General features: G+C 38.6%; 19 protein-coding genes. 16 read left to right on the top strand and 3 right to left on the bottom strand.

Features of this window, described 5'->3' with window-relative positions; all coding sequences use genetic code 11:
- Nucleotide 1 precedes the first annotated feature (1 nt).
- From ACSZOX_RS19215 to ACSZOX_RS19165, 11 genes are all read left to right on the top strand, one after another.
- Nucleotides 2–1675, top strand: coding sequence for a sensor histidine kinase (locus tag ACSZOX_RS19215; RefSeq protein WP_437921811.1), 1674 nt, complete (start codon nucleotides 2–4; stop codon nucleotides 1673–1675).
- 8 nt (nucleotides 1676–1683) lie between these two features.
- Complete coding sequence (locus ACSZOX_RS19210; RefSeq protein WP_437921810.1) at nucleotides 1684–2385, top strand: response regulator transcription factor; 702 nt, start codon at nucleotides 1684–1686, stop codon at nucleotides 2383–2385.
- 129 nt (nucleotides 2386–2514) lie between these two features.
- The gene (gene greA / locus ACSZOX_RS19205) at nucleotides 2515–2988 is read left to right on the top strand and encodes a transcription elongation factor GreA (RefSeq protein ID WP_437921809.1); all 474 of its coding nucleotides are present in this window, start codon (nucleotides 2515–2517) and stop codon (nucleotides 2986–2988) included.
- A 200-nt stretch (nucleotides 2989–3188) separates the two neighbouring features.
- The gene (locus ACSZOX_RS19200) at nucleotides 3189–3608 is read left to right on the top strand and encodes an HIT family protein (RefSeq protein ID WP_437921808.1); all 420 of its coding nucleotides are present in this window, start codon (nucleotides 3189–3191) and stop codon (nucleotides 3606–3608) included.
- 70 nt (nucleotides 3609–3678) lie between these two features.
- The gene (locus tag ACSZOX_RS19195) at nucleotides 3679–4323 is read left to right on the top strand and encodes a DedA family protein (RefSeq protein ID WP_437921807.1); all 645 of its coding nucleotides are present in this window, start codon (nucleotides 3679–3681) and stop codon (nucleotides 4321–4323) included.
- Between the two features lie 10 nt (nucleotides 4324–4333).
- A complete protein-coding gene (locus ACSZOX_RS19190; protein WP_437921806.1) occupies nucleotides 4334–4876 on the top strand; it encodes an inorganic diphosphatase in 543 nt (180 codons plus the stop codon).
- 8 nt (nucleotides 4877–4884) lie between these two features.
- Entirely contained in the window at nucleotides 4885–6201 is a 1317-nt protein-coding gene (locus tag ACSZOX_RS19185) for a hemolysin family protein (RefSeq protein WP_437921805.1), read from the top strand.
- 5 nt (nucleotides 6202–6206) lie between these two features.
- Complete coding sequence (locus tag ACSZOX_RS19180) at nucleotides 6207–6923, top strand: 16S rRNA (uracil(1498)-N(3))-methyltransferase (protein ID WP_437921804.1); 717 nt, start codon at nucleotides 6207–6209, stop codon at nucleotides 6921–6923.
- A gap of 116 nt (nucleotides 6924–7039) precedes the next feature.
- On the top strand, nucleotides 7040–7678 hold the full coding sequence (locus ACSZOX_RS19175) for an ABC transporter ATP-binding protein (protein ID WP_437921803.1): 639 nt from the start codon (nucleotides 7040–7042) through the stop codon (nucleotides 7676–7678).
- A gap of 4 nt (nucleotides 7679–7682) precedes the next feature.
- Nucleotides 7683–9059: an FtsX-like permease family protein gene (locus ACSZOX_RS19170; RefSeq protein WP_437921802.1), complete on the top strand. Its 1377-nt coding sequence runs from the start codon at nucleotides 7683–7685 to the stop codon at nucleotides 9057–9059.
- A gap of 1 nt (nucleotide 9060) precedes the next feature.
- Nucleotides 9061–9543, top strand: a complete 483-nt coding sequence (locus tag ACSZOX_RS19165) for a hypothetical protein (RefSeq protein WP_437921801.1) — start codon at nucleotides 9061–9063, stop codon at nucleotides 9541–9543.
- A gap of 63 nt (nucleotides 9544–9606) precedes the next feature.
- Here the strand turns inward: ACSZOX_RS19165 and ACSZOX_RS19160 are convergent, their stop codons facing one another.
- The gene (locus ACSZOX_RS19160) at nucleotides 9607–9762 is read right to left on the bottom strand and encodes a hypothetical protein (RefSeq protein ID WP_437921800.1); all 156 of its coding nucleotides are present in this window, start codon (nucleotides 9760–9762) and stop codon (nucleotides 9607–9609) included.
- A gap of 107 nt (nucleotides 9763–9869) precedes the next feature.
- On the opposite strand from ACSZOX_RS19160, the gene ACSZOX_RS19155 reads away from it, so the two are divergent.
- Nucleotides 9870–12605 carry a TonB-dependent receptor domain-containing protein gene (locus ACSZOX_RS19155; protein WP_437921799.1) on the top strand — a complete coding sequence of 912 codons (2736 nt, stop codon included), beginning with the start codon at nucleotides 9870–9872 and terminating at the stop codon, nucleotides 12603–12605.
- A 69-nt stretch (nucleotides 12606–12674) separates the two neighbouring features.
- The gene (locus ACSZOX_RS19150; protein ID WP_437921798.1) at nucleotides 12675–13829 is read left to right on the top strand and encodes a hypothetical protein; all 1155 of its coding nucleotides are present in this window, start codon (nucleotides 12675–12677) and stop codon (nucleotides 13827–13829) included.
- A gap of 121 nt (nucleotides 13830–13950) precedes the next feature.
- Here ACSZOX_RS19150 and ACSZOX_RS19145 read toward each other — a convergent pair whose 3' ends face one another.
- The gene (locus tag ACSZOX_RS19145; RefSeq protein WP_437921797.1) at nucleotides 13951–15477 is read right to left on the bottom strand and encodes an alpha-L-arabinofuranosidase C-terminal domain-containing protein; all 1527 of its coding nucleotides are present in this window, start codon (nucleotides 15475–15477) and stop codon (nucleotides 13951–13953) included.
- A 349-nt stretch (nucleotides 15478–15826) separates the two neighbouring features.
- Between ACSZOX_RS19145 and ACSZOX_RS19140 the strand changes: the two genes are divergently transcribed.
- The 3 genes from ACSZOX_RS19140 to ACSZOX_RS19130 all read left to right on the top strand — a co-directional run bounded on the left by ACSZOX_RS19140 (nucleotide 15827) and on the right by ACSZOX_RS19130 (nucleotide 19266).
- A complete protein-coding gene (locus tag ACSZOX_RS19140; RefSeq protein WP_437921796.1) occupies nucleotides 15827–17635 on the top strand; it encodes a DNA polymerase III subunit gamma/tau in 1809 nt (602 codons plus the stop codon).
- A 251-nt stretch (nucleotides 17636–17886) separates the two neighbouring features.
- Complete coding sequence (rlmB, locus tag ACSZOX_RS19135) at nucleotides 17887–18663, top strand: 23S rRNA (guanosine(2251)-2'-O)-methyltransferase RlmB (protein WP_437921795.1); 777 nt, start codon at nucleotides 17887–17889, stop codon at nucleotides 18661–18663.
- Between the two features lie 6 nt (nucleotides 18664–18669).
- Nucleotides 18670–19266, top strand: coding sequence for an HPP family protein (locus ACSZOX_RS19130; RefSeq protein WP_437921794.1), 597 nt, complete (start codon nucleotides 18670–18672; stop codon nucleotides 19264–19266).
- Nucleotides 19267–19298: 32 nt separating this feature from the next.
- Here the strand turns inward: ACSZOX_RS19130 and ACSZOX_RS19125 are convergent, their stop codons facing one another.
- The gene (locus tag ACSZOX_RS19125) at nucleotides 19299–21065 is read right to left on the bottom strand and encodes an AMP-dependent synthetase/ligase (RefSeq protein WP_437921793.1); all 1767 of its coding nucleotides are present in this window, start codon (nucleotides 21063–21065) and stop codon (nucleotides 19299–19301) included.
- Nucleotides 21066–21104 lie beyond the last annotated feature (39 nt).

The following is a 21104-nucleotide window of genomic DNA, read 5'->3' as shown; positions in this document are numbered from 1 at the left end:
CATGACGTATAACCAGCTTAAATATCGCAAAAATTTTGGATTGCTGATCGTCTTCGTGGTGCTCATGACGATTTTGTTTATAGCTGCGATGACGGCCGCAAGATCGATGATTGCGAACCTTATTGAAACTGAATTTAACAATAGAAAAGTAGAAGTCTTTGATCAGTCTTTTCACCCGTTCTATGAGTTTTTTAATGAGAAAATTCCGGAGATATCTTATTACCAAGGGTATCTGGATTCGACTAAGGCAGCATCCTACGTCAATGACGTTATCAGGAAGAACCCTTTTGTGGAAACAATCTTATTTTACGATATTACGGTGACGAATTCCGATTCCATTGAAGCCGGTATTAAGTATAATCATCTTTTGGTATATCCTAAAAGTGTGATTTCCTTTCGTCTGGATAAAGAAAATAGGCTTATTGCTCAGCGAAAAGAAAGTAATGAAACCAGAGCATACGTAGAAGATTTCAATAGTATGGTTTTGAAATTTGTAGGTTTTCTGGATCGTGTGAGTGATTCTACGCGTATGTCGGATAGCGATATCTATAAAGTATTCTACACGTTGACTGCTGGCAAGGTATCTTACATGAATATCCCCCGAATCTCTGATTTGTTGGCCTACAAGAGGATGATGTCATCGGCAGATAATCCTATTGTATCTTATGATCAGGATATGTTTATGTTTTTGATCAATCCTAGTAAGATCCATATAAAAAATGTCGCGCCCAATTTGTATGAAAAGATCGAAATTCTGCCTATTGTCTCTGGAAGTGTAACAGATCAACATTTTTATTTGCAGACCGAGCTTCCTTTACCTGGTGCTTTGTCCGATTATAAGATGCAGTATACGAGTTCAGAGGCTTTCATAAATAAGGAAATCAATCGACGGTTTTTGCCAGTTAGTTTAGGTGTTTCGGCTATTTACCTCATTTTGATCTGCATTGCTTATTTAATTTATCGCAATATCATGATAAACAGTAAGCTGTTCCAGCTGCAGTATGATTTTATCAATAATCTGACTCATGAGTTTAAAACCCCGGTCAGTGTGATAAAAATTGCAGGAAATAACATTCAGAGCTCTGAGAAACTGTCGACCGACGAACAACGTATGTATGGCAAGATCCTAGATCAGGAAGCTGACAAGTTAAATAGCTTAATGAATAAATTGCTGTCATTTGCACAGATTGAAAACAAATCGATAAAACCAAATAAAGAGGAAGTAGATGTCGATGAATTTTGCGAACCTATTTTTGCTGCTGTAAAGTTAAAATATCCAGATTTAAACTTTTCCTATCATATCGATGTCCAAAATAATATGGTGGTCGATTCCACGTTATTGTTGAGTGTTTTTCAGAATTTAATCGATAATGCTTATAAATATTCTGAGCCTCAAAAACGTTATCTGGATATTGAGTTACAACAAAACAAAAAGAATTTTGTTATAAAATTTAAAGATCAAGGAATTGGTATAAATAAGAAAGAATTTAATAGTATTTTTAAAAAGTTTTATAGAGTAAAGAATCAATTCAATCAACAGGGGAGCATCGGTTTGGGGCTGGCTTTTTGCAAAGAAATTGTTGATTTTATGGGAGGAGAGATCAAGGTTGATAGTGTGCTGAACCAAGGTACTACCTTTACGTTGCTTCTTCCTCTAGGTCCAAAAAAGAATTAAGTAGTATTATGAGCAAAGATATCACTATAGCTGTTGTGGAAGACGATGAGAACCTACGTTTTCTTGTTGCCCACCGTTTGTTAACCGAAGGATATAAAGTGGTCCAGGCCGGCAATGGTACTGAAGCAGAGGATTTGATTCTGCAACAGAAGCCCGCCGTTGTATTATTGGACTGGATGTTGCCGGGTAAGGAAGGTATCGAAGTCTGTGAGAACGTTCGTAAAGCCGGATTTGAAAATATCATCATTATGATGACCGCAAAATCGCAGGATGTAGACAAGATTGATGCTTACAGTTATGGAGTTACAGACTATATCACTAAGCCATTCAACATGGACGTTTTGGTCGCTATGATTGAGAATAAGGTGCGGTTTTTTCTCCCTAAGAATAATGATATATATACCTTTGGTCATACAGAGCATCACCCGAATATACACTCGTTAGTGCGCGATGGGCGTAAGATTGAACTCACCATTTTGGAAAATAGAATTCTATTGTATTTTCTGCAAAATGTGGGAAAAGAAATCACGCGTGAGGAACTGATGGAAGTCGTTTGGGGATATAGCTCCAACGTGAATACACGCACCTTAGATATGCACGTCGTACGTCTTCGTAAGAAAATAGAAACAAATCCGGATAAACCGCACTATCTCCAAACTGTGCGGGGCTTAGGTTATAAGTTTATCGATACAGACGAAGAAGAAGAATAAACAAATTTGGTTTTATGAATGTTGATCGCTATCTTAGCAATCAACGTACAAGACCATGTTGTCCTGGTGAGGGGCGGTATGGTCTTGTATTTTTTTTGATTTTTTTAGAAATAAATTAAGTTAAATAATATGGCAGAAGTAACTTATTACACACAAGAAGGATTAGATAAGCTGAAACAAGAGTTACACTATCTAAAAACGGAAGGTAGAGCTAATATTGCTAAAGCGATAGCCGAGGCACGAGATAAAGGCGATCTATCTGAAAATGCGGAGTATGATGCCGCAAAGGAAGCTCAAGGTTTACATGAAGCGAAGATAGCGAAGTTGGAAGAAGTGATGGCAAGTGCAAGATTGATTGATGAGTCTACACTTGATACTTCTAAAGTACTGGCGTTGTCTTATGTGAAAATCAAGAATAAAAAGAACAATGCTGTGATGACATACCAATTGGTGTCAGAAACTGAGGCAGACCTTAAATCGGGTAAAATTTCGGTGAAATCGCCTATTGCTCAGGGGCTTTTAGGTAAATCAGTTGGAGAAGTCGCGCAAATTGATGCTCCTGCAGGAACGTTGGAGTTCGAGATTTTAGAGATCTCTCGGTAAGAATGTGATAGGTTATGTGCGGGTTGCCATAACCGCACGTAATTTAGAGAAGATAAAGAAAGACGGTTGCAAATTGCTGCAGCCGTTTTTTATTGAAAGCATTTGTTATCGAAGGCCAATAAGAACTTTCATTTGTATAGGTTATCTATGGAATCGTGAAAGTTTGTTATATTTGTTTGTTTGCAAATTAAACGTAACGTATGTCAACCATTTTTTCGAAGATAGTATCGGGGGAAATTCCAGCACATAAAGTTGCTGAAAGTAACGACTATTTAGCTTTTTTAGATGTAAGTCCTTTAACACAGGGGCACGTATTGGTGATCCCTAAAAAAGAAACCGATTATATTTTTGATATTCACGACGATGAATATATGGGCATGTGGGTGTTTGCTAAAATTGTAGCACAAGGTATAAAGCAGGTTTTTCCTTGCCGTAAGGTTGGTGTTGCTGTGGTGGGACTTGAGGTTGCACATGCACATATCCACTTAATTCCTTTAAATAATGTGGATGATATGAACTTTGCAAGACCAAAATTAAAATTGGAAGCGGAAGAGATGGCACGGATTGCCGAAGATATTCGGGAAGCAATTTCAGAAGTAACTAACCCTTCAAAGTCTTAATAATTTAGAGAAAACAATCAAGAGGATGACAGAGTATTCTTTTCTTTGTTTCCTCGATTAAAAGATTAATATGCAAGATTTGTGGCTGTCCTTTCAGCAATTGTTGGATCCTGAGTATCTGTTAAGTCATGGAGGATTCTATATAGTTGTGTTGATTGTCTTCGCTGAAACAGGACTTTTCTTTGGTTTCTTCCTCCCGGGAGATTACCTTTTGTTTTTAGCAGGACTTTTCTGTGCTTTGGGTAAGATAGATGTCGATATCACCACCATGTATTTCGGGATTTTAGCCGCCGGTATCTTAGGGAATTTTGCAGGTTATTGGTTCGGCTATCGAACGGGACCTGTATTGTTTAAACGTAAAGACTCGATGCTATTTAAGCGTAAGTATGTGATTATGGCAGAAGAGTTTTTTCAAAAATATGGCGGAACAGCGCTTATCATAGGTCGGTTTGTTCCTATTATTCGTACATTTGCCCCGATATTTGCAGGGGTGGTTAAGCTGAATTTTAGGAAATTTTTCCTTTATAATGTTCTTGGAGCTTTCCTCTGGGTAAGTTTATTAACATTAATGGGATATTTTCTTGGTGTTAAATTCCCCGCTATAATTAATTATGTAGAGTATATCATTGTCGCCCTTATCGTTATTGCATTTTTGCCTATTGCGATAGCGCTATTAAAACGATGGTTGAAAAATAAGAAAGCAAACAAACAGTAATATAATATTAATGAGTAATACACATCCTTGGCATCAGATAGCTCCCGGTAGCGACTTGCCAAATTCCGTCAATGCAATTATTGAGATCACAAATGGATCTAAAGGTAAATACGAATTAGACAAAGATACTGGTCTTCTTTTGTTAGATCGCGTATTAAGTTCTTCTGTTGTATATCCTGCTAACTACGGATTTATTCCGCAAACGTACTGTGATGACAAAGATCCTCTTGATATCTTGGTAATTTGCTCTGTAGATATTTTACCGTTGACATTGGTTGAAGCAAAGGTAATCGGGGTAATGAATATGGTTGATGGTGGTGAGCAAGACGATAAGCTTATTGCTGTTGCTAAAAATGATCCTATTTATAACTACATTGACGATATTGAGCAGTTAGCTCCTCATATTATGAAAGAGGTTGTTCAGTTCTTTGAAAGCTATAAAGCTTTAGAGAAAAAATCAGTCGTAGTGGAAGGCGTATACGGTCGTGAACGTGCACAACAGATCTTACTAGAAAGTATCGAGCTGTATAAAAAAGAATTCGCGAATAAATAAGCTCTAACATGGCCATAGACGTTTTTTGGACAATATTTTTGGTTTTAGCCAACGGTTTCTTCGTAGCTGCAGAGTTTGCGATCGTTAAGGTGCGCGCATCTCAAATAGAGTTACAGGCGAAATCAGGTAGTAAAGTGGCAAAAATTGCCAAGAATATTACAGAGCATCTAGACGGCTATTTGGCGGCTACGCAATTAGGTATTACATTAGCTTCTCTTGCCCTAGGTTGGGTAGGAGAAGCTGTAATGACAGAAATTGTACACAAGGTATTCGGTGTTTTTAATGTAGAGTTAACAGGACCTATTGCTAAGAATTTAGGTCATGTTCTCGCTTTCAGCATCATTACGTTCCTGCATATTGTTTTTGGTGAGCTTGCTCCCAAATCAATAGCTATTCAGCGTCCGGTGGCAACAACCATGCGTATAGCTGCACCACTTCAATTTTTTTACTACATATTTAAGCCCATCATTTGGATCTTAAATGGCTTTGCAAATTTTCTTTTACGACTTATCGGAATTGAAGTGCACGGGCATGAAGCTAGCCACTCCTCAGAGGAACTGCAATATTTGTTGGAGAAAGGGAAAGAGAGTGGAGCCTTGAATAATGCCGAACACGAGCTAATTAAGAATGTGTTTGATTTCAACGAACGTATCGTGAAAAACATCATGGTGCCTCGTACAAAGATTGTTGCTGTTGACATGTCGGAGACGGCAGACGATTTTATCAATACTGTCACAGAAGAAGGATATTCCCGTATTCCCATCTATGATGATAATATTGATCAGATTGTTGGAATCGTACATACCAAGGATATCTTACCTATTATTGTGAAAGGTAAAGAAGTGGTATTGAAGAATATCATGCGTAAGCCTTATTTCATTCCAGAGACGAAAAAAATCAACGATTTGATGACTGAGTTCCAACAGAAGCGTATCCAAATAGCGATTGTGTTGGACGAGTTTGGCGGTACTGCTGGAATGGTGACGCTTGAAGATATTGTTGAGGAATTGGTTGGAGAGATTCAGGACGAATACGATGAGGAAACACCAGTAGTGGAACGGATTTCGGAAACGGAATACATGGTGGATGCAGGAGCCAGTGTACACGATGCAAATGGTTATTTACCTTTGGAATTACCGGAAAGTTCAGACTACGATACCATTGCTGGATTGGTAAGCCATTATTTTGAGAAGATACCTGACGTAGGGGAAGTGAAAGAAGTAGAAGGCTATGCGATAACAATTATTAAGAAAACCCAGCAGAATATAGAATTTGTTAAGCTAGATTTGGTAGAAACAGCAAACGACGATATTGACGAAAACTAGTTCTTATGCATTTGTTCTACTCACCAATTTTGGAGCCTCACCATACTCAATTTGTACTGAGTGAAGAAGAAAGTAAACATGCTATACGGGTTCTTCGTTTAGAGGCTACTCAGCTGGTGTATCTGATCGATGGTAGAGGAGGTTGGTATTCCGCAGAAATTTTGGATCCTCATCCAAAAAGAACGATTTTAACGATTCTTCACGTAGAACAGGATTATAAAAAATCGAATTATCATCTTCATGTAGCTGTCGCCCCTACAAAAAATATAGATAGGATCGAATGGTTTTTGGAAAAGGCAACTGAAATCGGTATTCAGGAAATTACCCCAATCATCAGTGAGCATTCTGAACGTAAAGACGTTAAGATTGATCGCTTGAATAAAGTGGTTGTTTCAGCAATGAAACAGTCCTTAAAGGCTTACATGCCTTTAGTTCATCCTGCAACATCTTTTACACAGTTTTTGAAGGATACACAGCTCGAAGACGAGCGTATAAAATGTATTGCACACTGTGAAGATGGTGAAAAGAAGTACCTCAATCAGCTATGTACTGCAGGAGGAAGGTATATTATTCTCATTGGCCCAGAAGGCGATTTTTCATCGAATGAAATCTCGCAAGCTTTGAATGCGGGCTACAAGCCGGTGTCTTTAGGAAATAGTCGCTTGCGTACCGAGACGGCTGCTTTGGCTGCTTGCTTGGAGATTTCGTTGTTAAATAGATAGCCTACTGTTTCGGATCTTAGTATTGTATTTTTTTCGTTAAATACTGTAAATGCAACCCAATTTCATTCGTACTTCTATAGAATAGTTAGTAATTTGCGGTGCAAAATTGACAAATCATGGCAGATATTATTTTATCTTCTGTTCAGCTAAGCTATCAATATCCAAGAGGTGCTAAATTGGTGTTCCCAGATATGCATATTGAAAAAGGACAGCATAGCCTACTTCTAGGTGAGTCAGGAAAGGGAAAAACAACACTTCTTCATCTATTAAGTGGCCTCTCTAAACCAATCACGGGTGAGGTACAGTTGATGGGGCAAAGCCTGTATACTCTTCAAGGTTCTCGTTTAGATGCATTTAGAGCAAAAAACTTAGGCTTTATATTTCAGGAAGCACATCTGCTTAAGAATCTTTCGGTGTTAGAGAATATAAAATTAGCGCAAAGCCTTGCAAAGAATGCGGTTGATGAGCAGGGAATATTGGAAATATTACATAAGCTACAATTGAAGGACAAGGCGTCGGCTCTGCCCAACGAGCTAAGTAGGGGGCAGAAACAACGAGTAGCAATAGCACGGGCAGTCATTAATCGGCCAGCCTTGTTGTTGGCGGATGAGCCAACGGCATCCCTTGACGACCACAATACGTCTTTGGTGTTGCAGCTGCTTTTTGATATCGCTAATGCATATGGATCCACCTTGCTCATTGCGACGCATGATAAACGGATTAAGGAACATTTCAAAAATAACTATCAACTCTAGCCGCATGAATAATCTACAACTCGTTTGGAAAAATATTACGCATCAGCTAGGTTCAACACTTCTGAGCATTCTTTTAACGGCATTTGGCGTAGCGATTCTTTGCGTTATCTACATTACGAGTGATACTTTTGAAAAGCAACTGACAAACAACACAAAGAATGTCGATTTGGTCGTGGGAGCAAAAGGAAGTCCACTGCAATTGATTTTGAGTTCTCTTTATCACGTTGATAATCCTACGGGAAATATCGCGCTAGAGGAAGCTCGTAAACTTGCCCAAAATCCATTTATTGAAACAGCTGTTCCGATATCGTTAGGGGATAATTTTAAAGGACATCGTTTGATCGGTACGGAGCCGAGTTATTTGGATCTGTATGAACTTTCTTTCAAAGAAGGAGTTATCTGGAACTCTGCTTTTGAGGCTGTTATTGGTAGTGAGGTTGCGCGAAAAAGAGGTTTGAAGATAGGAGATAGTTTTAATACTTCCCATGGACTCGCGGCAGAAGGACATGTGCACGATGAGCATCCTTTTCGCGTCGTGGGGATACTCCAACCCTCTCATTCTGTCGTTGATAATTTAATTTTATGTAATCTGGAAAGTGTATGGGATGTACATGGTTTAGCCCATGAAGATCATAGTGCGCATACACACGATGGTGACCATCATCATGAAGCCGACGTACATACTCCAGATCAACACCAAATAGAGCATAATCATGAACATGATCATCAGCAAGCTCAACCGATAGAGGAAGCACAATCTTCGGAAGAACTTGTTCAAGAGAGACCACAAGAAGAACAATATGTAAAGAATATTGGTGATGATATGTTAGCGTATAGGGGCGATGAGGTTACGGCCTTATTAGTTAAATATGCATCTCCAGCGGCTATGGGTATTGTGCCACGGCTCGTCAATCAGTCGACAGATATGCAGGCTGCATCGCCTGCGATAGAAAGTACGCGCTTGTTCTCGCTGTTGGGAGTGGGGCTCGATTCGTTAACTGTTTTAGCTTACATTATTATGTTCATTGCTGGACTTAGCGTTTTCATCAGCTTGTATAATGCACTCAAAGAACGGAAATATGATTTAGCAATCATGCGCTCTATGGGCGCATCTCAAACTAAACTTTTTACCTTGGTTATTGTCGAAGGGATAGTGATTACAGCAATAGGCGGAGTAATAGGTATGTTCTTAGGTCATTTTGCACTTTATATTATTAATATACAGACCAGCGAAAGTGCCGATTTTATTCAGGTATTTGCGTTGAACAACAAAGAGATTTATTTAATAGCGGTAGCTTGTATTATTGGTGTTGTGGCGGCCTTAATTCCTGCCATTCGCGCCTACAAGACCTCTATTTCTACCATTTTAGCAGATAAATAACATGAAAAAAATACTATTTTTTGTTTTTTTTACCATTTTCGGTCTTGGTGTAACTAAGGCTCAGGTAGGTCAGTTTCCACAAATGAACGTTCCTGACCATACCCCAATGATGAACAGTACCTGGGAGGCGATCGATAAAATGATGTATAAAGTGACTTATGAGGGAAATAAGAAGGTATATACACCAAGCTATCCCCCTGCACTGAAATCATTGGAGAACAAAATTGTGGAATTACCTGGATATTTAGTCCCTTTAAACAGTGGACGTACGCATAGCACATTTATGCTTTCGGTTCTGCCAGTTATGCAATGTATGTTTTGCGGTTCCAACGGTATCCCCCCAATGGTTGAAATCTTTATGAAAGACGGTTCTGTAAAGTTTACAGAGGAGCCTATTAAAGTTAAAGGGAAAATGAAATTCAATCCGGAACCGTTGAAAGGAAATGCAGAAATTCAGATTATTGACGCTGTATTAATAAAGTAATCGGTCCATAAAGATAAACCGAAGTTTTCTAAACAAAAAAGAGGCAGCTGCCTCTTTTTTGTTTTATGGTATGTTATAAAGTACGTTCAATAATTCTTCATCCAATTTAGTTTTATAATCAAATGAGATCCATCTTAGTGGTGCATTTTGCTTCCAGATGGCAACGTTGGATAAGTAAGCTGGAAGAGGTATAATAACTGCCTCCGATAACAATTCCATTTCATCTTCTTAATAATTTATTAACAAATACGTGATGTTTTGATAATTCTTAAGTAACAGTAAGCTAATATTTAGCTTATAATATTGCAACATAATTTTAACACGCTATGAACAAGTTCAACTATTATGTTGCGTTAATCATTTCACTATTAACCATTCAAGTCTCGGCACTCCATGCTCAACAATTTGGGGTAAAAGGAAAGGTATTGGATGTCGAAACCTATAAGCCAATTCCGGGAGTAAGCATTAAAGTCGCTAATTCCAGCCTAGCAATTTCAACCGATGAAAACGGAGAGTTCTCCATTACACTTCCGGAAAGAGGACGTCAATACACGCTTGTTAGTACATTCGTAGGATATAACACGGACTCTACACAATTTAGTCTACAAACCAACAACTGGGAATTTGTCCCGGTTACACTTGTAAATGCCAATTCTACTTTAGATGAAGTTGTTGTAACAAGAAGAAGAGAGCGGATTAGTGAAATTGCGCTGTTGGAAGAACGTAAAGCTTCTAATTTGATGTTGGAGAAAATTGGTGCGCAAGAGTTAACCAGAAAAGGAGTGAGCGATGCAGAAGGCGCATTAACTAAAATGAGCGGAGTTACGAAGTCGGCAAGTGGAGCAAATGTTTTTGTTCGTGGTTTAGGAGATCGTTATAACACGACAACATTTAATGGTTTAGCCTTACCTTCCGAAGATCCTTTAAATAAAAACATTTCTCTAGATTTCTTTGGTACAGGTATTATTCAGAGTGTCGGTGTGAATAAAACTTTTAATGCACAGTTATTGGGTGATGTAGCTGGAGCCAATATAGATATTCTTTCGAAAGAACTTAGTGATAATGCATTTCTTGAGATCGGTGCTTCGGCAGGTGTAAATACACAAGCTGTTAAAGCGAAGGATTTCAAACGTATTTCTGGTACAAATTGGTTTGGTTCTTTGAAAGAAAAAACTTCTCCCATTACCGATTACTCGAGATATAGTTTCAGGAATAATTGGGATGCCTCTAATATTGAAAACCCAGTGAATTCTAGTTTTTCTTTAGCTGGTGGAAGGAAATTTAAAGTAGGTGATGGTAATTTAGATGTCTTTTTAACAGGAGGCTTTAATTCTGAATATCGCCGTTTTGACGGAATCGTTCGTCAAACATCAACGGATGGATCGGTAGGTATTGATCAAACGGTAGAAAAATCACAATATAATGTATCAAAAACCGGTATGGCTAATTTGAAATACTCATTCAATAACCATTATATTGCTTTTAATTCGTTGTATATCAATGATCAAGCGCAAGATTATGGAAATTATTATGGTCTTAATGAAGAGTCTAATGTTGGTGATATAGGTATTTTTAGAAGAAGTCATGTAGCTGATAATAAATTATATGTAAATCAATTATTGTCGAAAATAAATTTATCTAATCGTCTAGCTTTAGATCTTGGAGTAGGGTACAATATGGTGAAAGGATTGGAGCCGGATCGTCGTACAACTCAATTAATTGAAAGGGATGGAGTAACTCGGGTATCAGATGAGGCTAATGGGCCTGATAATGAACGTTATTACTCTGATATGACGGAGAAGGGTTGGACAGGTAAAGCTATAGCTACATATAAAATTGAAAATGATAATAATTATGACAGAAAAATTGATTTTGGATATAATTTAAATACTACGCGTCGTCGTTTTGATGCTCATTTGTTTTACCATGACATTGTTGGAGATCCAGATAGAACGGTTGCTGATGTAAATAATATTGATGTTATTTTTAATCAGAATCAACTCGATAATAATTTCTTCAGTTTGACTTCTTCTAGAGGTCAAACGCTAGCTACTGACTGGTATGATGCGAAAAAATATACACATTCTGCATTAGCAGTGGGTACGTATCAGTTTAATGAGAAATTGACAGCAGTTCTAGGTCTGCGGTTTGATAAAGTTATGCAAAATGTCATATTCGATACGAATGGGGGATCATACAGTAGTAATTTAAGAGGTCCGTCAAAAATTAACAAAGATTATTTTCTGCCAAGTTTAAATGTAAAGTATAGCCTAACGGAAAACAGTAATTTAAGAGCGGCGGCTAGTAAAAGCTATACTTTACCACAATTTATTGAGATAGCTCCTTTCCGTCAAACATTTGCAACTTATAAAGTTAATGGTAATCCAGACCTGGTGCCTGTAGAGAACCTGAATTTTGATTTGAAATGGGAATTGTTTCCTTCAAATAGTGAACTTATATCTGTGGGAACTTTTTATAAGAAGCTGAAAAATCCAATTGCTAGGGTAGAAACAAAATCTGGCGGTGTCTTAATGACTTATTTCAATGTTGGAGCTACAGCTGAGTTATTTGGAGCAGAAGTCGAGTTAAAGAAAAATCTGTTAAAAACAAATACTCAGAATGGTGATAATATTCTTTCCGCAGGAGCCAATGTATCTTATTTATATTCTAAACAAGAGCTTTCGGCTTCAAGAGCGGGTTTTACATCATCTGAAAGTGCATTACAGGGAGCTTCTCCTCTTTTAGTTAACGCAGATGTGTCTTATCTTCTTAATGGAAAAAATTGGAATTTGAATTCTTCTGTGGTCTTCAATTATTTTTCTGATCGCGTATACTCCTTGGGTTACTCAGATTTTCAAAATGCCATAGAAAAAGCGGTTCCGACATTAGATTTTGTAACAAATGCTGTGATTTCTAAAAAATGGGGTATTAACTTGAAAGTACGAAATATACTGAATCCAAGCTATGAGATAGAAAGAGAGTTCACTGAGCGAGAAAATATAACTCTTGAATCTTACAAAAGAGGTGTGGATCTAAACTTAGGTTTATCTTATAGGTTTTAACAATTATATAACATTAAGTTAATCAAACAGTTAAAGTAGTTAAATAATATTGTAACATAAATTATAAAGATGATGAAAACAAAATTACTTGCAATTTTAGCGGCTTCAGCGTTAGCGTTTACTTTTACAAGCTGTTCTAATGATGATGATACTACTCCAGATAATGGAGGTGATGTATTGAGTGTGTTGAATGGTAACATTACGGGTAATGCAACATTAGCTTCTTCAGTTCGTTTAACTGGCGCAACTATTGTCCGTTCAGGAGCAACATTAACTATTCCTGCAGGAACAACAATTTCTGCGGATGCAAGTGGAACAGCTGTATACCTTTTGGTTGAGCAAGGTGCAAAAATTATAGCTGAAGGAACAGCTACAAGTCCGATTGTATTCACTTCTGCGGCTTCTTCTCCTAAGGCAGGAGATTGGGGTGGTGTAATCATCAATGGTTATGCTCCTCTTTCTGGACCTACAGGTACTACCGGAAGCACTGAAATTAATACAGATATTCCTTATGGAGGTACCAATGTTAGCGATAACTCTGGTGTTTTGGACTATGTGAAAATTGAATATACTGGTGCAAAAATTGATGATGATTCTGAGCATAACGGTTTAACTTTAAATGGTGTTGGTAATGGTACAAAAATTAGCAATATCTATATTAAAGATGGTGCTGATGACGGTATCGAATTTTTTGGTGGATCAGTAAACGTGACGAATCTTCTAGTGGTGAATTCCCAAGATGATATGTTCGATTGTACACAAGGTTATACAGGTACTTTAACTAACTCTTATGGTATTTGGGAAGCTAGTTATACAAGTAGTTCTAATGACCCACGTGGAATCGAAGCTGACGGAAATCTTGATGGTGATTTTCCTACACATTCGAATCAATCTGCTTTCACTGTTACAAATATGACAATCGTAAACAAATCTACTACGTCAGAAATGAACGATGTTGTTAAAATAAGAAGAGGTGCTAAAGCGACAATAACGAACTTAAATATTCAGGTTGCTGAGACTGCAAAAATTGCTGATATTATCGATTTTGCAGATACTAAAGGTGCAGGTGATGCCGCTTCAACAATTCAGTATTCAATCACGCCAGCTTCATTGTTTAGCGATAGTAAGATTAAAAATACTATCGGAGCAGTTTTAACAAGAACAGAAACAGCTCAAGTAGGTGCAACGACATCGGCATTCTCTTGGACTGGTTATTCTTTCTAAAATTTAATTAGAATATATATAAAAGCCTCGTTCCTAATCAGGAACGAGGCTTTTTGGTTAAGCTTTCGTTCTTTGTGAAGTTGTTCAAAAGATTTTTATTTGTTGGCTTTCACAGCATAAACTATAACAGTTCATATTCACAGATGGTAATCGATTCTCCGCGGAAAACTATGGCCTCTCCTTGTTTTAAATTTGTTTCTCTATGGATTTTAACGACATCTTTGTCGGGGTGATCTAGTATATTTTTTGCGTTAAGCTGGCTGGAGGAATAAGTGATTTTATTCTTAAGCTTTTTTATGGTACAATGATGAAAGCGAATGTCTGTAGTAAGATCTTTCGAGTAACGATTAACGATAAATAAGGTCAGTTTTTTATGGTCTCGGTCTACAGTTGCAGAAACATCGAGAGCAGGAATGTTATCCTCGATAAAGGGTGCATTCACCGAAGTAGCAATAGCTTCTTTTAAGCTGTATTGACGGAAGGCCTGTAGCGGATAAAAGATGGTTTGTTTGATGGATGTTTTCTCATTGCTCATAATAGGGGCAAGGATGTTTACCAGCTGTGCCCAGTTGGCCATTCCCACCCATTGTGCTTGGCGTTGTATGCTGTTGAGAAAACTAGCAGTGGCCAGTGCATGACGCCATTCGTAAATATTTGTCGTGCCATAGGGCGGGGCTTGACGCTCCCATATTCCCCATTCATCAAACGCAATTTTAATGGGGCCTTGACGCGATGGAAATCTATACCACTCGCTCCATTCCCTGACGCTATCTTGGTAATTTTTTTGTATGAAGTTTCCTAGTTTTTCCAATTCTTCCTCAGCCAAAGAAATCTTCTTAAAAATAGAGTACGGTTTACCTGCATCTGTATTAACATAGTAATGAAAAGATAGGTAATCTATGGTGTCTCCCAATCCATCCAGAACGGTTTTGTTCCACGTTTCATTCATTGCTTCACCATTGGCAATAAGCTTGATGCTAGGGTCTGTTAGTTTCATTAACTTAATAAAATGCCACATGTCCTCCACATATTTTTTTGGGTCTTGGTGTCGGCCAGCGTCGGGGACAGCTCCTTCTTCGTTTCCTAGCGCCCAATATTTGATGTCAAAGGGTTCAGGGTAGCCATGTGAACGCCGAAGATTTGCATAATAGGTATTACCTGTACCATTGCAATATTCAACCCAATTTGCAGCTTCTTCGGCACTTCCGGTAGCGATGTTGACCACAAGACAGGGGTCAGCTTGTATCTCGCGGCAGTATTCCACAAATTCACAGGTTCCAAAATGATAAGTGTTGATACCTCCCCATATAAGGTTTCGTTGCGCCTTTCGTTGTGCTTTTGGCCCGATTCCATCTTCCCAATGGAAGGTTTTGACGACGGTGCCACCAGGAAACCGCAAAATGCTCGGATTTAATTCCTTTGCTTTTTCCAATACATCTTTGCGGAAACCTCGTTGATCCGTCAGTGAAGATTGTTCCTCGTAAATACCACCATCAATACAGCGACCTATATATTCTATAAATTGACCATATACCAAAGGACTAATCTTCCCGAGTGAATTTTGGGCATCGACCTGAATTTGTATTTGTTGAGCGGTAGCAAACAGTTGAAACAGTGTTAATGATAAGAAAGACAAAAAAAACTTCATCGTAATGATAGGATTAAAGCATAAGAAAGCGTAAATATATTAATAAAAAAAGAACCCTCCGACATCGGGCGATGGAGGAGGGTTACAAACCAATTATTAACCTAAATTATGAACTAGAAACTATTCAACTATTAGGCCAACTTTGGATATGTGCTTTTTTTTTGTGTAACTACCGTATATATACGGTGATTTATAATTGTTATGGGGATGGAGGGATGTCTGATTTTTTAGGCAGTTAGGGCATATGTTTTTATTTAGTTGTTTTTGATTTCAGTCGGATAAGTTTAAAATTTACTTTTTTAGCTTTAACTTTTCAGCTTTTACTTTCCAAATTCTGTATCTTCGTGCAATGGATAATTTTATTGTTTCAGCTCGTAAATATCGCCCGGTAACCTTTGATTCTGTCGTAGGTCAGCAGCATATTACAAGTACGCTTAAGAACGCGATCCACAATAGTCAGTTGGCACAGGCTTTTCTGTTTTGTGGACCACGGGGAGTTGGTAAAACGACTTGCGCGCGTATCTTAGCAAAGACAATAAATTGTGAGCATATTGCCGAAAATGTGGAAGCCTGTGGTACCTGTGATAGTTGTAGATCCTTTCAAAACGGCAATTCTTTTAGTATACACGAGCTCGATGCAGCTTCCAATAACTCTGTAGATGATATTCGGAGCTTAATAGAACAAGTTCGTATCCCGCCGCAGACAGGTAAATATAAAATATACATTATTGACGAGGTGCACATGCTCTCTCAAGCTGCATTTAATGCTTTTCTGAAGACGCTAGAAGAACCACCTTCCTATGCCATCTTTATATTGGCTACGACAGAAAAACATAAAATTCTACCCACAATCCTTTCTCGTTGTCAGATTTTTGACTTCAATCGCATTAAGGTGGACGATATGGCCAATCATTTGGCCTCCATTGCGGAAAAAGAAGCTATTACGTTTGAAGCAGATGGTCTACATATTATTGCGCAAAAAGCAGATGGTGGTTTGAGGGATGCGCTGTCCATGTTTGACCAGATTGTCAGTTTCTCCAATAAGAATATTTCTTATCAATCTGTTATCGATAATTTGAATATATTAGACTATGACTATTATTTTCAATTGTTGGATGGCATTGCTAAAGAAGATGCTGCACAAAGTCTGTTAATTTTTGATAAAGTGCTGAATAATGGCTTTGATGGAGGGCATTTTATCAGTGGACTTGCGACTCACATACGAAATCTGTTGGTTTCGAAAGAACCTGCTACATTGAAGTTGTTGGAAGTAAGCGAAAATATTAAACGTAGGTATCTTGAGCAGTCTCAAGCTTTAAGTTCGGGTTTATTGCTATCTGCGCTCAATATTGCTAACCAATGCGAAATCAACTACAAGAGCAGTAAGAATCAACGTTTGCAGGTTGAGCTTGCTCTTTTAAAGATGTGTCATATCGCGGCCGCAATACTCCTGAGTAAACAAGGAAGCTTTGTGCCCTCAGCATCGCCTGAGCAAAAAAAAAAACTCCCTGATCAACCCGTAGCTCCAGTAGATAGACCGGTTTCTCCTACAGCGCAAGTTCCTGTTTCTACCTCTAAAGTTGACACAGCACCTATTGTTGGGCAATCAAATATAGCGTCGCCTACCAATAATGCGAAGCCACCTATCGTTTCTTCGTCTGTGGCTACAGATACGCCTAAGAAGGGCTGGGGCAAAATTGCGACGCCTACAAATATCCCAAACCTCAATACCATTTTTGAAGATAAACCTGTGGAAGAGGATCAAGAATCTGATTTAGTACAAGGGACTGATTTTCAAGAAATAACGTTAAACGTTTTCCTGTCGAAATGGAATGCTTTCGCCGATACCCTCAAACAAACGAGTAGAATCACATTGTATACCATTATGACAGCAAACACACCTCGTTTGAATGGTACCGTTATCGAGATTGATGTTGAGAATGGCGTGCAGATGGAGGAACTTAAATTGGGGAAAATTGATATGCTGAACTATCTCCGTGTGGAATTGAAAAACTTTGCTCTTGATATCCAAGGTATACAGGTGGAGATGACACGGTCCCGAAAACCCTATACTTCCCAAGAAAAATATCAGGCGATGGTTTCTAAGAATCCTGCATTGGAGACGCTGCGTAAAGCTTTTAATCTCGGTTTGAGTTAGACTGTTGACAATGTTCTGGTCTAAAGGGGATGCAATCGATTCGTTAATGTCATTCTCATTTCGTGTATTCAGATGTGATGGGTGAAAAAATTAAAGTCTCAAATGTTTATTCGAACTTCTATGCATCTAGGCGACAGCTAAAGGAATCAGGAAAGATTTGCTTATCTTTGCAGACTAAAGTTGAAACTTGGAAAGAGTGTCTCTTTCCTGGCATCTTGTTTTTACTGTCTATTTTAATTTACTTATTACTAATGCAAAACTTCCAACGTAGAGAAAGAGGAGAAAAGAGAGAATCAAATCAAATGGTATTTGGTATTCGCGCCGTTATTGAAGCTATCGATAGTGGAAAGGAAATCGAATCTCTATTTGTGCAACGTGGATTGACAGGTAGTTTGTTCTTAGAGCTAAAGGCTTTGTTGAAAGAGCATGGTATTGGTTTTCAGCAAGTTCCTGTTGAGAAATTAAATCGTATAACACGAAAGAATCACCAAGGTGTTATTGCCGTTATATCACCGATTACCTATCAAAATATAGAAGATCTTCTTCCTGTGATATTCGAACAAGGCGAAACACCTTTTCTCTTAATGTTGGATGGGGTGACCGATGTGCGTAATATGGGGGCAATTGCGCGGACAGCGGAATGTGCCGGCGTTCATGCGATCATTGTTCCCAAAAAAGGATCTGCAGAAATCAATCCCGATGCGATAAAAACTTCAGCAGGTGCCCTCTACAAGATTCCTGTTTGCCGTCAAGATTCACTTGGAAAAACAGGAAGATTTTTAATTGATTCGGGGGTGCAATTAGTCGTCAGTACGGAGAAAACGGAAGATTCTATCTACGATGTAGATTATACAGTACCTACCTGTATTATCATGGGGGCAGAAGATGTTGGAGTTTCAGACGATTTGATCCGAATTTCCGATAAATTAGCAAAAATACCTATGTTTGGAGAAATTGGCTCATTGAATGTTTCTGTTTCTGCGGGCGTGGTGATCTACGAAGCTATTCGGCAACGTAACCTAAAATAAAGAAACTTGAAAAAACATATCCAACGACAGTTACGGGTTTATCGCTATGTATTTTATAAAGAAACACTGGTAGATCCCCGGGAACATTTTTGGTCTTTCTTGGGCGCTTTTGTAGGTATTTTTAGTATTGCTTTTGTACAATCGTTACACCTGCCAGTTTCTGAAAATGTCTTTCTGATAGGCTCCTTTGGAGCTTCTTCTGTTTTAGTGTATGGCGCTATACAGAGTCCACTTGCTCAGCCACGTAATTTAATTGGAGGCCATGTGGTTTCTGCACTAGCCGGGGTCACGGTTATGCAACTGTTACCGGATATCATCTGGCTGACTGCCCCATTCGCTGTCGCGTTATCGATTGTACTTATGCAGGTGACAAGGACGTTGCATCCTCCGGGAGGTGCGACTGCTTTAATCGCGGTAAGTAGTGGGACTAAGATTGCCGAAATGGGCTATTGGTATGTGTTGAGTCCTGTTTTTTCTGGTGCTGTTATTTTGTTTGTTGTGGCTCTGATTTTTAATAATATCACCAGAAAACGTCATTATCCATCGCGAAGCTCACGTTTGCGTCGCTCTCGTAGAAGGCATTTGAAGAAAAGGTTTGTCTGAGCTGTTATAAATCCAGTTCAGACAAATCATTTTTAATGATACATTTCTTCGTATTCCCGTTGGTATTTCTTTAGAATTTCTCGTCTCTTCATTTTTAGTGTAGGTGTTAACTCTCCTTTTTCTATCGTAAATTCCTCGGGGAGTAGAGCTATTTTCTTTATTTGCTCCCAGTTTCCAAAGTGTTTGTTCGCCAGTTTTACTTCTTGGTTTACACGTTTGTATATAGCTGGGCTAGACAAAAATTGTTCTTTTGTTAAAGGAACTAAATCTGGTTCATTTAGCTTCGCCCAATCCTTCAGATTGGCATAATGTGGAACAATAAAAGCACTTGCAAATTTCATACTATCCCCAACGACCATGGCTTGTTCGATAAATTGAGATTCTGTGAGTTTAGTTTCGATGGGTTGAGGAACAATATATTTACCTCCTGAAGTCTTAAACATTTCCTTTTTTCGGTCAATGATTTTAAGGAAATTACCATCCACCCATTTTCCGATGTCGCCAGTGTGTAGCCATCCATCTTTGAGGACTTCTGCTGTTGCTTCTGGATTTTTATAGTAACCTTGCATTACATTCGGCCCCTTAACTAGAATCTCGCCATCTGCAGCTAGTTTGATTTCGACATCCTTTACCGGATTACCTACAGTTCCCACACGTATGCCTTTATTGTAGAAGTTGACAGAAAGTAGAGGGGAGGTCTCCGTTAATCCATAACCTTCATAAATGGGGATACGGGAAGCTAGTAATACGCGAATGATTCTTGGTTGTAAGGATGCGCTTCCCGATACGACGGTGACGAGATGACCACCAAGCGCTTGGGGAAATTTATTTAGTACGAGACGTCGCGCGATCGCTAACTTTTGTTGATAGATAAAACCGGTGTTCTCTCCTGATGGGTCATATTGTTCGGCGATACTGATGGCCCAGTGGAATAATTTACGTTTGACGCCCGTTAATGAATGTCCTGCTTTCAGGATGTTTTCAAAAACTTTCTCCATGATTCGAGGCACAGCAGTCATAATGTGAGGTCTTACTTCTCTGATATTGTCACCTATACGTTCTAAGCCTTCAGCGAAATAAACGGTGATACCAATGTAAAAATAAGTGTAAATCACCATGCGTTCATAAGCATGGCAAGGAGGGAGGAAGGTGAGCGCTCTGCTGTACCCTTGAAGTGGTGTCGCTTCCCGTGCTGCAAATACTGCACTTAAGATATTGTCGTGTGTGAGCATCACGCCTTTTGGCTTTCCTGTGGTGCCAGACGTATAGATCAAAGTGGCCAGATCACTGGAGCGTACACTGGCTTTTAGACCGTCTATTTGTTGTTCGTTAATTCCTTTTCCGATGTCAATAAGTTCTTTCCAATTTCGCGACTCAGGGAAATCATTAATCGCAAAGATGAATTTTAGGGAGTAAATGGAACTCATTAAGTTGTTAATCCGTTGATATAAACCTTTGTCGCTTACTACACAAAGCGCTATCTCTGCATCGTTGAAAATAAATTGATAGTCTGCATCTGTAATATTAGGATATACAGCAACCGTGATCGCACCGATCTGTTGAACCGCAAAATCAATAACATGCCACTCATAGCGGCTTTCAGAAACCAACCCAACTTTATCGCCTGCTTTTACCCCCAGTTCTACAAAGCCTTTCGAAATGGCACGGATTTGTTCGATAAATACATTGGTTTTGATATGTTGCCATTTGTTGTCGATTTTATGGGAAAACATGTTTAAGTCAGGAAACAACTGCAGTTGCCTGTAAGCTAAGTCAAATATGCTATTGGGACTATCCATATGTAATTGTTTTGGACAAAGAAGACTATGTCTCTCTCG

Source organism: Sphingobacterium sp. LRF_L2 (assembly GCF_965644235.1).
GTDB lineage: Bacteria > Bacteroidota > Bacteroidia > Sphingobacteriales > Sphingobacteriaceae > Sphingobacterium.
This window is presented reverse-complemented; position numbering and strand designations above follow the sequence as displayed.